We start from the raw sequence: 13,168 nt of genomic DNA on the forward strand, positions 1-13,168 counted from the left end.
GAGCCTTTAGGCGAACATTGGGGGCAGCGCCCCCACCCCCTTGCCGAAACACACTATGCTTCGTATCTAAAGGTCAAACGCATGCCCGCATGCTGAACCTCATAAATAGGAGACCCCGATGTTCAAAGGCCTCGGTGCACTCGGCGATATGGCCGGGATGATGAAAAAAGCTCAGGAAATGCAGGGCAAAATGGCTGAACTGCAAGAAGAGCTGAACAGTATCACCGTCACGGGTGAAGCAGGCGCAGGTCTGGTCAAAGCCACCTCCACCGCAAAAGGTGAACTGGTTGGCCTGGATATCGATCCCTCGATCTTTTCCGGCGATGACAAAGAAGTGGTCGAAGACCTGATCCTCGCTGCAATCAAAGACGCGCAGATCAAAGCTTCGGAAAAATCTCAGGAAGAGATGAAAAACCTCACCGAGGGTCTCGGCCTGCCTGCCGACATGAAACTGCCGTTCTAACGCGCAGGGCTGCGGCACCCCCTGCCGCAGCCGCACAAATTGTGCGAAACAAAGATTGAACATTCCCCTCTCCCGCGCTTTCACTTATAAAGATCAGGTCCCTCAAACCAGATGAGCGCAGGCGTGTCAGACACATCCACCCCCGAAATTGAACATCTGATCAACCTGATGGCCAAATTGCCCGGCCTCGGCCCACGCTCGTCGCGCCGTGCGGTGCTACATCTGATCCGTAAAAAAGAAATCCTGCTGGCGCCTCTGGCCACGGCGATGACCGCTGTGTCAGACACTGCCCGCACCTGCCTCAATTGCGGCAATATCAGCACTGGCGATCTCTGCCCGATCTGCGCTGACGACAGCCGCGCCAATGGTGAGCTCTGCGTGGTCGAAGATGTGTCTGATCTATGGGCGATGGAACGTGCAGGCGTATTCAAAGGCCGCTACCATGTGCTGGGGGGCACGCTGTCAGCACTTGATGGCATTGGCCCGGACGAGCTGCGCATCCCGCAGTTTGTCGATCGCTTGACCAGCGAAAATGTGAACGAGGTGATCCTTGCGCTCAACGCCACCATCGATGGCCAGACCACCGCACATTATATTGCCGACCAGCTGCCCGAGAGCATGAAAGTCACATCACTCGCGCAGGGCGTGCCCATCGGAGGGGAGCTTGACTACCTCGACGAAGGCACCATTACCGCAGCGCTCAAAGCGCGTAAAAGCTTCTGAGCACCCAGCCAACCCCAACTGGCCGCAGCCCAAACAGAACCGCCACAACAGTCCAATGTGCTCCCGCAGCGCCGAGGTAGATCTTATCAGATCTTCTCATCGCTTTGGGCGTAGCGCCGCGCCAAAGGCGCGGCGCTACGCCCAACTGGCGAGGTTTATTCTTTGAATAAGCCAAGACGGGCGGGAGCGTTCACCCCAAGGCCTGCAATACTGCTGTCATCGCCGTATCAGAGACATCTTTGTGCAGCACAAAACGGATCGGCCCGCTGTCATCTGCACTGATACGAACCTGCGCCTTAGTGAAGCGCGCAATCAGATCAGCGCGGGCTGACGGCTGCAAGAAGACCATATTTGTGTTCTGTTCCACATCGCCATAGGCACGCAAAGCCTCTGCCAGCGCCGCCGCTTTCTGGTGGTCCTCGCTCAGGCGCGCCACATTATGCTCCAGCGCATGCAGCCCTGCCGCCGCCAAGACCCCCGCCTGCCGCATACCACCGCCCAGCATTTTGCGCAGCCGCCGCGCGCGGACCACAAACGGCGCAGGCCCTACCAAAACGGATCCAACCGGCGCGCCCAGACCTTTGGACAGGCACACTGATACCGTATCAAAAGGCGCGGCAAGCTCTGCCACATCGCGCCCAAGCGCAACAGATGCGTTAAACACCCGCGCCCCATCCAGATGCAGCATCAACCCGGCCGCGCGACCTGCGGCTGTCGCCTCAGCGATACGTGCCAGTGGCACCACCTTGCCGTTGTGGGTGTTTTCCAGCGACAACAGGCGGCTCACCGCATGATGGAAATCATCTTCCTTGACCGCTGCCTGAATATCACCCGGCAACAGCCCGCCATCCGTATGGACCGGCAAAGTATCAAACACACAGCTGCCCAAAACCGCAGCCCCCCCCGCCTCATAGCGGTTGACGTGATAGGCCTTGCCGGTGATCACCTCTTCACCGCGGCCACAGTGGCTCATGATGGCGATTAGATTGCTCTGGGTGCCGCTTGGAACAAACAGCGCTGCTTCTTTGCCAAGCCGCTCTGCCAACGTAGCCTCAAGGCGCGCAATCGTTGGGTCATCGCCAAAGACATCATCGCCGACTTCTGCCGCTGCCATCGCCGCCCTCATCGCATTGTCGGGACGTGTCACCGTATCGCTGCGCAGATCCGCAACCCACGCAACCTCACCCTGATCAAGCGCTGTATACTGTCCCATATCCCGCTCCTCTGATTACATATCGCGACCCTATCGGCACCGATCTGCGCGCTCAAGTTATCGCCTGTATCAAGTACAATTGCCTGATAGCAGACACAAAAAAGCCGCGACGCAGAGGCCGCAGCTTTTGACAATTTCAACAGATCTCAACCGTTATGGACGGGGATCTTCGTCGTCTTCATCATCCACATCGCCAGACGGCAGGTTAAAGAAGCTGTCCGCATCCACAATCGGATCATTGTCCGCGGAAGGCCGTTCATCACCGCCACCCAGAGTAAAGGCTTCCAGACCCTCAATCCCGCTTGGGATCTTCGGCTCTGCTTCCATTTCCAGCGACTGCTCGGTGGAGACAAGCTTGCGACGCTCGTCATCGCTCATCACGCCGCCTTCGGCCGCTTTGGCAGCTGCGGCTTTTTGCACCACGGCGTCCAGTTCAGACTGTTTACACAGGCCCAGCGCCACCGGATCGATCGGCTGCATATTGGCAATGTTCCAATGGGTGCGTTCGCGGATCGACTGGATGGTCGGCTTGGTGGTGCCCACCAGCTTGGCAATCTGACCATCGGAAAGTTCCGGGTGAAACTTTACCAGCCACAGGATCGAGTTCGGACGGTCCTGACGTTTGGAGAGCGGGGTATAACGCGGGCCACGGCGTTTCTCTTCGCCAGCAGCAGCCGGGTTGAACTTCAGACGCAGCTTATACAGCGGGCTGTCCTGCGCCTTGTCGATCTCTTCCTGGGTCAGCTGGTTGTTGGCAACCGGATCAAAACCCTTCACGCCCACGGCCACTTCACCATCGGCAATGCCTTGCACTTCCAGCTCATGCAGACCAACGAAATCACCGATCTGCTTAAAGCTGATCGTGGTATTGTCCACCAGCCACACGGCGGTCGCCTTGGCCATCAACGGTTTTGCCATGCGTCTTCTCCTTCACGCGTGCCTCTTCCCCGGATATAGCTGTCCTGTCGCCTGGATAAAGGCGGCCCCGATAATTTGGGGTAGGTTTCCGTTGTCGGGGAACTTTCATTCTATATAGTCGCCTTCTGTGAATAAGGAAAGAGGCCAATGCGCCAAGTCTTTTGTTACTGTTTGATGTTTTTGATGTGTTTTACTGCTGCCCGCGCCGAAGGTGAACGCGCAGGCACGTTTGACTATTACGTTCTGGCGCTCAGCTGGTCGCCAAACTGGTGCGAAGTGGAAGGCGATGCCAAAGGCTCCGATCAATGTCATCCGCGCCATGACCACGGCTGGGTCATGCACGGGCTTTGGCCCCAGTTTCACCAAGGCTGGCCCAGCTATTGCCGCACTGCCGCCGCCCCTCCTACCCGCAAGATGACCGCTGAAATGCAAGACATCATGGGCAGCTCCGGTCTTGCCTGGCACCAGTGGAAAAAACACGGCACCTGCACAGGGCTCTCGGCTGAGCAGTATTTCAACCTGTCGCGCACGGCCTATGATCAGGTTGTTCGCCCGCAGATCTTTCGCAAGCTCGACAAAACCGTGAAACTCCCAGCTTCCATTGTCGAAGACGCCTTTCTCAAGGAAAACCCGGATCTGGATCATGACAGCCTCACCATCACCTGCCGCGACAGCCACATCCAAGAAGCCCGCATCTGCCTGTCACGCGACCTAACACCCGTGCCCTGTGGCCGCGATGTGATCAAGGATTGCCAGCTCAAAGACGCGCTTTTCACCCCGATCCGCTAAGCGCTCACAGGATGCTGACGCAAGGGTGAGAGATTGAAATCCTATTTTATGCTATAGTTTTGGTACGGCCATCACGGCCTGCCGGAATTTTGGCGCCTCTGATGGCCTCTATGATGAGGTGGATAGGAGGTGTGATCATGGATCAAACAATCGGAAACCCGGCCAGTTGGCTGTTCAAAGCGCTGCGCGGCAGCGCGCATCACATCGGCCAGGGTGTCGAGCATCTGGGCACCCATAGCGCAGCGCCGCCGCAGGTCAGAACCCTCAGCCTTGAAGATCTGCGGGTTGCGCTGCGTCTTGGGCTGCGCGATTTTGCCGCCTGCCGCTCTGATGCGATGTTTCTGGTCTTTCTCTACCCGCTGATTGGCGCGGCCATGATCAGCGTTGGCCTGTCGGAACGCATGTTCGCGCTTCTGGTGCCTATGGTGTTTGGCTTTGCCATTCTTGGACCAGTGGCAGCTGTTGGCCTATATGAAATGTCGGCGCGGCGCGAAGCCGGGTTTGACGCGCGCTGGGGTGATGCCTTTGGGGTGCTGCGCTCCCCTGCCTTTATGTCGGTCCTGACGTTGGGGATCATGCTGGGCGCACTGTTCATCTGCTGGCTGATTGCGGCACAGATGCTCTATTACTTCACCCTCGGCCCCACCGCCCCTGAAAGCTTCAGCGCCTTTGCCTATGACGTTATCATGACCCAAAAGGGCCAGATCATGGCAGTATGCGGCATGATCATCGGTGCAGGCTTTGCGCTTGTGGCGCTTGCGATGAGCCTGGTCTCTTTCCAGCTGCTGCTGGATCGGCGGGTGGGCCTGCCGGTTGCGGTTGCAACCTCGATGCAGCTTTTGCGCAAGAACCCCCGCATCTGCCTGATCTGGGGGGCATTGATTGGCACGCTCTTGGTGCTGGGATCCCTGCCGTTCTTTGTTGGGCTGATCATTGTCATCCCGGTGCTGGGCCACGCCAGCTGGCATTTCTACCGCCGCGCAGTGGTTTAATGCAGTGGATCTGACGCGCCGCCAAGGGTACGGCGGCGCATCACCTTTAGGCAGAAACCTTAAGAACGATCTTGCCAATATGGGCTGAACTTTCCATGCGCGCATGTGCCGCCGCCGCATCAGAAAGGTCAAAACACTGATCCATCACCGGGGCGATTTTTCCCGCCTCAATCAAAGGCCAGACCACCCGTTGCAGATCTGCGGCAATCTCGGCTTTCACCAGATCACTTTGCGGGCGCAGGGTTGATCCGGTGATGGTCAGCCGCCGCAACATCACCTGGGCAAAGTTCAGCGCAACCTTCGGCCCACCCAGAAAGGCGATCTGCACCAGCCGCCCCTCATCCGCAAGCGCCTTGATATTGCGCGGGATATACTCACCACCCACCATATCAAGGATCACATTGGCCCCGCCCTCGCCGCGCAGCACCTCAACAAAATCCACCTCGCGGTAATTCAGCGCCTGCTCAGCACCAAGCGCCAGACAGGCCGCGCATTTTTCATCACTGCCCGCAGTGGTAAACACCCGCGCGCCCAGCGCCTGCGCCAATTGAATGGCGGTGGTGCCAATGCCCGATGATCCGCCATGCACCAAAAACCGCTCACCGGCCTTAAGGCCCGCGCGCTGAAACACATTGCTCCACACGGTGAAAAACGTCTCCGGCAGGCAGGCCGCCTGCTTCAGATCAAGCCCCTCGGGCACTGGCAGGCAATGCGCCGCAGGCGTCGCCACATATTCCGCATAGCCACCACCAGGTAGCAGCGCGCAAACCTGATCGCCAACCGCAACACCGCTTACACCCGCACCCAGCGCCACCACTTCACCTGCGGCCTCAAGCCCCGGTAGATCACTTGCATCCGCAGGCGCCTTATAGGCACCAGCCCGTTGCAAGGCATCCGGCCGGTTCACCCCGGCGTAGGCCACCTTGATGATCACCTGCCCGGCTGCGGGTTCTGGCACAGGCCGCGTGCAGAGTTTCAGAACCTCGGGCCCACCGGGTTCACTGATTTCAACCGCCTGCATCATCACATGCCTCCCTGATTGTTTGCCCCCTTCTACAGGACAAACAAACACCCTGGCCAGAAAAACACCCTGGCCAAAGCGCGGCAGTCACTGCGTCACAACGTTTCAGTCCGCACCTAAAGACGCAAAAAAGGGCGCAGCCGCGCGCGCCCTCTTCTCACCTTTTTACAAATACTCTCGCCGAAGGCGAAATAGCCGCGCTAGCCTTGACGCCCCGGCAGATCGTCACGCGCCCCCGGTTTGCGGATCTGAGACGCCAACCAATTTGGCCCAGCCAGAAACGGCTTGAGCAAAGGGTTCTTCTGCACCTCGGCTTTCACCTTTTCAAACCGCATCACATCTTCAATGCGCCGCTCCAAAAAATCCCAGGTCGCCTGATGTTCCAAACTGTCATCGCCCAGCCAGAACAGCACCGTTGCGGAATAGACCCCCGACAGCGTCGCGCGCTTGCTGTACCAGTTCACATCCTCTGAGCTGTCCCCAAGCGCGGTCCAGATCGCATCCGCAGTGCCCCAGATCGCCTTGGCACCATCGCCCGCGTGATGGGGCAGCGAAAACAATGTGGTGCCGCGGCGCACCAGCTCCTTGTCCTCGACCGCCTCAAGCCGGAAGCGCACCGCCGCCGCAACCCGATCGCGAAACCGCAGACTGTCGAGATCAGCCGCCTCCATTTGTCTCAGCATTTCTTGATCGCCCGCCGCATGATAGGCAAGCGCCAGATCCAACGCACCGCGCGGGCACACCATCCGCGCCAGCTCAGGCGCGATTTCTGCGTCGCGAATCGCGGCCTGAAAGGTCAGTTCGCTCCAGCCATCAAAAGGCACATGCATCACAGCCGCATCCAACAGCGCGGCACGCAGATCCGCGTGATCGGTCTCACTCATGGCGTTCTCCTGTTCCTCTCTCTGCGTGCTTGGCCGCAGATTTCTCTGTTTCATACCACTACTAGACAAAATAAGCCGCTCTTGCTATACGGCCACTTCCTGCAATTTCCTTGCAACTCTTATCTAGAAAGGTGGTGAAAACCACATGCAGGTTAGTGTTCGCGATAACAACGTCGATCAGGCGCTTCGTGCCCTGAAGAAAAAGCTGCAGCGTGAAGGCGTCTTCCGCGAAATGAAGCTCAAGCAACATTTCGAAAAGCCGTCCGAGAAAAAAGCGCGCGAGAAGGCTGAAGCGATCCGCCGTGCCCGTAAACTGGCACGTAAGAAAGCACAGCGCGAAGGTTTGCTCTAAGCAACTTTCGGGCCCCGAGGTCTGCTTGCAGATCTATCGGCACCCTCTCCAGCTTGCTCTGGATACTTTAAAAGAGATTAACCCCCGTAGCCCTGGCTGCGGGGGTTTTTCATATGTGCAAACCGCTCCGAAACACGCTGCGATCCGGTTTCTTGCGCCCCAATTGCGGCCCTGCGGTGTTAAAGACCCACCCGAGCGAGGCTGAAACAGACTGTTGAACGCCACCCCCGCGCCACATTTACGCCCCAAACACCGACGGGCCCACATGGAATCTGTAGTTCGGCACAGCGTGTCATCCCTCAGGTAAAACATCGTCACCCGGCAGGATTTCACTCATTTTTTGAAATTCACACAGCAAAAACATGCCAATATCACCGGATACTTTTTAAAAAAGCAAAACTGCGCCGACGGCATCAGGTGCAAATGGCGGAGATTCACCACTTCTTTACGATTGTAAACAACTTCCCGGCAGCCGCCACATTTCCGCGCTAATCCCCTCCTAGAGGTTAATACAAAGACCTCGTCCTTATGAGACAACCCTAGGAGAGATCACCGATGAGTGAAGCAAGCGCCCTCGAACGGCAGATGCTAGATCTGATCAATGCGGAACGTGCAGCAAACGGGTTGGATCCGGTCCAGCTTGAACTGCGCCTGAACGATTCTGCCGAAGACCACAGCAAATGGATGCTGCAGCAGGACGTGTTTTCCCATACAGGTTCTGGCGGCTCGTCCGCCGGTGATCGGATGGCGGATGCGGGCTTTGTCTTTTCTGGCAGCTGGCGGTGGAGCGAAAACATCGCCTGGCAGAGCGAACGCGGCGCAGCCGGGCTCGAAGACGATGTCATCGATCTGCACAACGCCCTGATGAACAGCCCCGGACACCGTGCCAACATTCTCGATCCCAATGTAACGGTTGTGGGAATCGGCATCGAACTCGGCGAATTTGATGGCCACACTGCGGTAATGGTGACCCAAAACTTTGCACGCACGTCAGCACCTTTGCAGCTTGATGCTGGCACGACAACAGGGCCAACTCCGGTGGAACCAGCTCCTGTAGAACCAACCGAGCCGACACCGGTCGAGCCAGAACCCGCAAATGCCCCAACTGAGGGCAATGATGTCATCATTCTTGATGAGGCAAGCCGTATCGGCCTGCTTAACGGGCATGACAAAATCACCGGTAGCAGCGGCAATGACACTGTCTTTGGTGGCAATGGGCACGACGAAATCCACGGCGAAGGCGGCAATGATTTTCTCTTTGGTGGGCGTCATGCCGATAGTCTCTTTGGCGGAGAAGGCAACGACAGGCTCAAAGCCGGTGCTGGCCACGACCACCTAGATGGCGGCGAAGGCAATGACCGCCTTGTCGCTGGTAAAGGCCGTGACCATCTAGATGGCGGCGAAGGCAATGACAATCTTTCGGGCGGCAAAGGCAGCGACACCTTTGTGTTCTCCGAAGGTGTGGATCGGGTGATGGATTTCGACCATGCAGGTCATCATGATTTCATTGATATGACCGGTGCGGATGGCATCACCAGCTACACGGATCTGATCAACAACCACGCCACACTCACGCAGCGCGGCCACCTGCGCATTGCCGATGATGATGGTGATGTTCTGCTTCTGCTCAAGACGGATTTCAACGAAATCAACGCAAGCGATTTCCTGTTCTAATCCTTTCCCGTGTGCCCGGTGAAGAATTCGTCGGGCGCATTCTCTGGGTCAGCACCGCTTCCTTGTTGGTGCTGGCCCGATCTGCTCGGTTCCATTTCACATGTGGATGTCCCCCACAGATCTGGAACCTCCCGGGCCGGAGCAGCGTCATGTTTCGGCCCACAACTGGAAAGCCCGGCCTCTGGCCGGGTTTTTTTGATTTCACACAGAGTCCTGTTCAGGCCAAAGGACGGCCCAGTTGATCAATAGATCTTGGGCACATGCAGCTCATCTGGCAGCACCCGACGCTCATAGTCAGGTTTATATTCCCGATCCGGCAGATTGACCTTTTCACTGGGCACATCAGCATAGGGAATCTTGGTCAGCAGATGCTCGATACAGTTCAGCCGCTCGCGTTTTTTGTCATTGCCTTCCACAATGAACCAGGGCGCTTCGGGAATGTTTGTGCGTTCGAACATCTCTTCCTTGGCCTTGGTATATTGCTCCCAGCGAATGCGGCTCTCCAGATCCATCGGCGACAGTTTCCACTGTTTCATCGGGTCGTGGATCCGCATCAGGAATCGCAGCTGCTGCTCTTCATCGGTGATCGAGAACCAGTATTTCAACACAATGATACCCGAACGGGTCAGCATCCGTTCAAATTCGGGAACATCCTGAAAAAACTGCTCAACCTGATCGTCTGAGGCAAACCCCATCACCCGTTCCACACCGGCGCGGTTGTACCACGAACGGTCAAACAGCACGATTTCACCCGCCGCTGGCAGATGCGGCACGTAGCGCTGGAAATACCATTGGCTCTGCTCGCGGCGGCTTGGTGCTGGCAGGGCCACAACACGGGCAACCCGCGGATTAAGCCGCTGGGTGATGCGCTTGATCACGCCCCCTTTGCCCGCACTGTCGCGGCCTTCAAACAGGATGCAGACCTTGGCGCCGGTATGGGTCACCCAATCCTGCACTTTGATCAGCTCAGCCTGCAGCCGCAGCAGGTTCTGGAAATAGACCTTGCGATCCAACATCTCAGGGTGCTGCGCCTTATAGACCTTGCGCAGCTCCATCGACAGCATCGGCTCGGCGAACTCGATTTCAAAATCCTCATCCAGCGTGTCCTGAAGCTCCGCTTCAAGCCAATCCATGGTGTTGTCATCGATATCGCCGGTCATGGGGATCTCCTTCATAGAATTCATGAACCACATGAGGCCTAACGGCCGCGTATGATCCTTTCATGTCAATTGAGCGCAAAACCACCGCAATCTTACGGTTCTGGTTGGACCATAGAATTAATCATCTTGCGCCCAAAACCACAAGTTGTATGACCCGGTTTTTTTCAGGGCAAAGTATCGCAGCCTGCTTAAACCGGCAGCGCGGTTGTCTTAAAAACAGTACGCAGCGCAAAAGAGCTCTGCATCTGAGCCACCCCCGGCAGGCGCGCCAGGTGCTGGCGGTGAATACGGGCAAAATCCTCGGTGTTTTCTGCCACCACCTTTAGGATGTAATCCGCGGTGCCCGCCATCAGGTGACACTCCAAAACATCCGGGATCAAGGCCACCGCCCGCTCAAAGGCGTCCAGCACCTCATCCGCCTGCCCCGATAGGGTGATCTCTACAAATACCGTGGTCGGCACCTGCATCTTGCGCGCATCCAGCAGGGCAACATAGCCGCGAATAAAGCCTTCGCTTTCCAAACGTTGCACCCGGCGGTGGCAGGCCGAGGGCGACAGGTTCACCGCCTCAGACAGATCCGCGTTTGAGATTCGACCCTGCTCCTGCAAAACCTTCAGAATCCGGCGATCTGTTTCATCGATAACCATAGTGCGGTGATACCTCCTGCTTTTTGGCACTTTATTCGAATAATCTTCGAAAGGCTAAAAATAAATCTGATCAAAAAAGCAGCACATTTTGTCGCAGCCACGCGACCATTGAGAGGTTGGGATAGAAAATGAGCCTCTAGGAGAGCCAAAATGAAAATCGGATGCCCTACCGAAATCAAACCACAGGAATTCCGGGTTGGGATGACCCCGGATGCCGCCCGCGAAGCCGTTAACCACGGCCATGAGGTGCTGATCCAGCAAGGCGCAGGCCTTGGTGCTGGCTTCACCGATGCGGATTATATTGCCGCGGGTGCCGCCATTATCGACACCGCCGCAGAGATCTTTGCCACAGCAGAGATGATCGTAAAGGTGAAAGAGCCCCAAGCGGTTGAACGCAAGATGCTGCGCGAAGGCCAGCTCTTGTTCACCTACCTGCACCTCGCCCCCGATCCCGATCAGACCCATGATCTGCTCAATTCCGGTTGTACCGCGATCGCCTATGAAACCGTGACCGATGCCAATGGCGGCCTGCCGCTTCTGGCACCGATGTCCGAAGTTGCGGGCCGTCTGGCACCGCAGGTGGGCGCCTGGACCCTGCAAAAGGCCAATGGCGGCCGCGGTGTTCTGATGGGCGGCGTGCCCGGCGTGGCTCCGGCCAAGGTTGTGGTCATCGGCGGTGGTGTTGTTGGCACCCACGCGGCAAAAATCGCCGCTGGCATGGGCGCGGATGTCACCGTGCTGGATCGCTCGCTGACCCGTCTGAAATATCTCGATGACGTCTTTGGTGGCACCTTCAAGAACCGCTATTCCACCGCCGGTGCCACCGCAGAGCTGGTGCGCGAGGCCGATATGGTGATTGGTGCGGTGCTCATTCCGGGTGCGGCTGCACCGAAACTGGTATCGCGCGCGGACCTCTCTGAAATGAAACCGGGTGCGGCGCTGGTGGATGTGGCCATCGATCAGGGCGGCTGCTTTGAAACGTCGCGCGCCACCACCCATGCCGAGCCGATCTACGAGGTCGACGGCATCATGCATTACTGCGTGGCCAATATGCCGGGCGCGGTTGCGCGCACATCTACCCAGGCTCTGGGCAATGCAACCCTACCCTTCCTGCTCAACCTGGCCAACAAAGGCTGGAAACGCGCCTGCGCCGATGATGCGCACCTGCTGAACGGGCTCAATGTGCACTCCGGCAAACTCACCTACGCCGCCGTTGGCGAAGCGCTGGGTCTTGATGTGGTGAACCCGGTCGACGCGCTGAAATAACAACGCGGATCCACCCGTATACATGCAACATGTGTCACCCTCAGGGGTGGCACACCCCCAACGCAGTCGCGAACACCATGCCCGCTCAGGCCCCCAACTGAGGCGCAGCGCGCATATATTCCCCCCTCAATTCTATTGCCAGCCCCTCAAATATCCGTGAGATATGCATCATGCGTTTCAACAAGGGGACTGCGGAAATGGACCAGATTATTGAACAAGCCGGGGCCTATTGGCCGCTGGTTGTAAGTGGAGCCAAAGCGCTGGTGGTGCTGGTTCTGGGTTGGATCATTGCAGGCTGGATTGCCGCTGTGGTGCGCAAACGGATCAATGCCAGCAAACATATCGACCCCACCCTTGGCAATTTTGCCGCAAGCGTTGTGCGCTGGGTGCTGCTCGCTGTGGTGGCGATTGCGGTTCTGGGCATCTTTGGCATTCAGGCCACCAGCCTTGTTGCCATGCTGGGTGCGGCAACTTTGGCCATTGGTCTGGCGCTTCAGGGCACGCTCAGCGATATTGCTGCGGGCTTCATGCTAATCCTGTTCCGCCCCTATAAAATCGGCCAGGTGGTTGATATCGGCGGCACCACCGGCACCGTCAAAGATCTGAACCTCTTTGTGACCGAGCTCGCCACCCCGGACAATGTACAGATCATTGTTCCCAATGGTCAGGCCTGGGGCTCTGTCATCACCAATTTCTCCCACCATGAAACCCGCCGTGTTGATCTGGTGTTTGGCATTGATTACGGCGACAGCGCCGATGCCGCCAAAGAGATCATCCTGCAACAGATCGCCGCTGACCCGCGCGCGCTGAAAGACCCGGAACCCTGGGTGCGCGTTACCAATCTTGGCGACAGCTCGGTCGATCTGACCACCCGCGTCTGGTGTGATGCGGCAGATTACTGGGAGCTGAAATTCGCCCTGACCCAAGGGGTAAAAGAAGCCTTTGACGCCAAAGGCATCTCTATTCCTTACCCGCACAGCGTCGAAATCAAGAAATAAGCGTAAAAGAGCTGCTCTTTTGCAAAAGGCCCCTGTTTTCAGGGGCCTTTTTTATGGGGCAAATGCCC

The 13,168-nt window shown here is 57.5% G+C and carries 14 protein-coding genes; 8 read left to right on the forward strand and 6 right to left on the reverse strand.

Annotated elements, in window-relative coordinates:
• Positions 1–118: 118 nt before the first annotated feature.
• Together GG681_RS07305 and recR are read left to right on the forward strand one after the other, a co-directional pair.
• Positions 119–463: a YbaB/EbfC family nucleoid-associated protein gene (locus GG681_RS07305; RefSeq protein ID WP_153546606.1), complete on the forward strand. Its 345-nt coding sequence runs from the start codon at positions 119–121 to the stop codon at positions 461–463.
• Positions 464–574: 111 nt separating this feature from the next.
• Entirely contained in the window at positions 575–1,186 is a 612-nt protein-coding gene (gene recR / locus GG681_RS07310) for a recombination mediator RecR (RefSeq protein WP_153546608.1), read from the forward strand.
• 190 nt (positions 1,187–1,376) lie between these two features.
• Here the strand turns inward: recR and ltaE are convergent, their stop codons facing one another.
• Both ltaE and GG681_RS07320 read right to left on the reverse strand, forming a co-directional pair.
• Positions 1,377–2,399 (reverse strand): low-specificity L-threonine aldolase, encoded by a 1,023-nt coding sequence (ltaE, locus tag GG681_RS07315; protein ID WP_153546610.1) that lies wholly within the window; start codon positions 2,397–2,399, stop codon positions 1,377–1,379.
• A gap of 153 nt (positions 2,400–2,552) precedes the next feature.
• Entirely contained in the window at positions 2,553–3,317 is a 765-nt protein-coding gene (locus GG681_RS07320) for a DUF1013 domain-containing protein (RefSeq protein ID WP_153546613.1), read from the reverse strand.
• Positions 3,318–3,464: 147 nt separating this feature from the next.
• Here GG681_RS07320 and GG681_RS07325 point away from each other — a divergent pair, with 147 nt between their 5' ends.
• Together GG681_RS07325 and GG681_RS07330 are read left to right on the forward strand one after the other, a co-directional pair.
• A complete protein-coding gene (locus GG681_RS07325; protein ID WP_153546615.1) occupies positions 3,465–4,106 on the forward strand; it encodes a ribonuclease T2 family protein in 642 nt (213 codons plus the stop codon).
• A gap of 137 nt (positions 4,107–4,243) precedes the next feature.
• Positions 4,244–5,098, forward strand: a complete 855-nt coding sequence (locus GG681_RS07330; protein WP_153546617.1) for a DUF2189 domain-containing protein — start codon at positions 4,244–4,246, stop codon at positions 5,096–5,098.
• Positions 5,099–5,144: 46 nt separating this feature from the next.
• On the opposite strand, the gene GG681_RS07335 is transcribed toward GG681_RS07330, so the two are convergent.
• The gene (locus tag GG681_RS07335) at positions 5,145–6,122 is read right to left on the reverse strand and encodes an NAD(P)H-quinone oxidoreductase (protein WP_153546619.1); all 978 of its coding nucleotides are present in this window, start codon (positions 6,120–6,122) and stop codon (positions 5,145–5,147) included.
• Positions 6,123–6,319: 197 nt separating this feature from the next.
• Positions 6,320–7,003 carry a COQ9 family protein gene (locus tag GG681_RS07340; RefSeq protein ID WP_153546621.1) on the reverse strand — a complete coding sequence of 228 codons (684 nt, stop codon included), beginning with the start codon at positions 7,001–7,003 and terminating at the stop codon, positions 6,320–6,322.
• Positions 7,004–7,148: 145 nt separating this feature from the next.
• Here GG681_RS07340 and rpsU point away from each other — a divergent pair, with 145 nt between their 5' ends.
• Entirely contained in the window at positions 7,149–7,355 is a 207-nt protein-coding gene (rpsU, locus tag GG681_RS07345; RefSeq protein WP_005614280.1) for a 30S ribosomal protein S21, read from the forward strand.
• 555 nt (positions 7,356–7,910) lie between these two features.
• Positions 7,911–9,029, forward strand: a complete 1,119-nt coding sequence (locus GG681_RS07350; protein ID WP_153546623.1) for a CAP domain-containing protein — start codon at positions 7,911–7,913, stop codon at positions 9,027–9,029.
• 242 nt (positions 9,030–9,271) lie between these two features.
• Here GG681_RS07350 and ppk2 read toward each other — a convergent pair whose 3' ends face one another.
• Positions 9,272–10,189 (reverse strand): polyphosphate kinase 2, encoded by a 918-nt coding sequence (ppk2, locus tag GG681_RS07355; protein ID WP_153546625.1) that lies wholly within the window; start codon positions 10,187–10,189, stop codon positions 9,272–9,274.
• A gap of 188 nt (positions 10,190–10,377) precedes the next feature.
• Entirely contained in the window at positions 10,378–10,836 is a 459-nt protein-coding gene (locus tag GG681_RS07360) for an Lrp/AsnC family transcriptional regulator (RefSeq protein WP_153546627.1), read from the reverse strand.
• A gap of 150 nt (positions 10,837–10,986) precedes the next feature.
• Here GG681_RS07360 and ald point away from each other — a divergent pair, with 150 nt between their 5' ends.
• Positions 10,987–12,102, forward strand: a complete 1,116-nt coding sequence (ald, locus tag GG681_RS07365; protein WP_153546629.1) for an alanine dehydrogenase — start codon at positions 10,987–10,989, stop codon at positions 12,100–12,102.
• 197 nt (positions 12,103–12,299) lie between these two features.
• Entirely contained in the window at positions 12,300–13,100 is an 801-nt protein-coding gene (locus GG681_RS07370) for a mechanosensitive ion channel family protein (RefSeq protein WP_153546631.1), read from the forward strand.
• Positions 13,101–13,168: the final 68 nt, after the last annotated feature.

This window comes from Tritonibacter aquimaris (assembly GCF_009617595.1).
GTDB classification, from domain to species: domain Bacteria; phylum Pseudomonadota; class Alphaproteobacteria; order Rhodobacterales; family Rhodobacteraceae; genus Epibacterium; species Epibacterium aquimaris.

Coding starts and splice junctions, on each gene's coding strand:
- GG681_RS07305 (WP_153546606.1), top strand. CDS start 119: ATGTTCAAAGGCCTCGGTGCACTCGGCGATATGGCCGGGATGATGAAA.
- recR (WP_153546608.1), top strand. CDS start 575: ATGAGCGCAGGCGTGTCAGACACATCCACCCCCGAAATTGAACATCTG.
- ltaE (WP_153546610.1), bottom strand. CDS start 2,399: ATGGGACAGTATACAGCGCTTGATCAGGGTGAGGTTGCGTGGGTTGCG.
- GG681_RS07320 (WP_153546613.1), bottom strand. CDS start 3,317: ATGGCAAAACCGTTGATGGCCAAGGCGACCGCCGTGTGGCTGGTGGAC.
- GG681_RS07325 (WP_153546615.1), top strand. CDS start 3,465: ATGCGCCAAGTCTTTTGTTACTGTTTGATGTTTTTGATGTGTTTTACT.
- GG681_RS07330 (WP_153546617.1), top strand. CDS start 4,244: ATGGATCAAACAATCGGAAACCCGGCCAGTTGGCTGTTCAAAGCGCTG.
- GG681_RS07335 (WP_153546619.1), bottom strand. CDS start 6,122: ATGATGCAGGCGGTTGAAATCAGTGAACCCGGTGGGCCCGAGGTTCTG.
- GG681_RS07340 (WP_153546621.1), bottom strand. CDS start 7,003: ATGAGTGAGACCGATCACGCGGATCTGCGTGCCGCGCTGTTGGATGCG.
- rpsU (WP_005614280.1), top strand. CDS start 7,149: ATGCAGGTTAGTGTTCGCGATAACAACGTCGATCAGGCGCTTCGTGCC.
- GG681_RS07350 (WP_153546623.1), top strand. CDS start 7,911: ATGAGTGAAGCAAGCGCCCTCGAACGGCAGATGCTAGATCTGATCAAT.
- ppk2 (WP_153546625.1), bottom strand. CDS start 10,189: ATGACCGGCGATATCGATGACAACACCATGGATTGGCTTGAAGCGGAG.
- GG681_RS07360 (WP_153546627.1), bottom strand. CDS start 10,836: ATGGTTATCGATGAAACAGATCGCCGGATTCTGAAGGTTTTGCAGGAG.
- ald (WP_153546629.1), top strand. CDS start 10,987: ATGAAAATCGGATGCCCTACCGAAATCAAACCACAGGAATTCCGGGTT.
- GG681_RS07370 (WP_153546631.1), top strand. CDS start 12,300: ATGGACCAGATTATTGAACAAGCCGGGGCCTATTGGCCGCTGGTTGTA.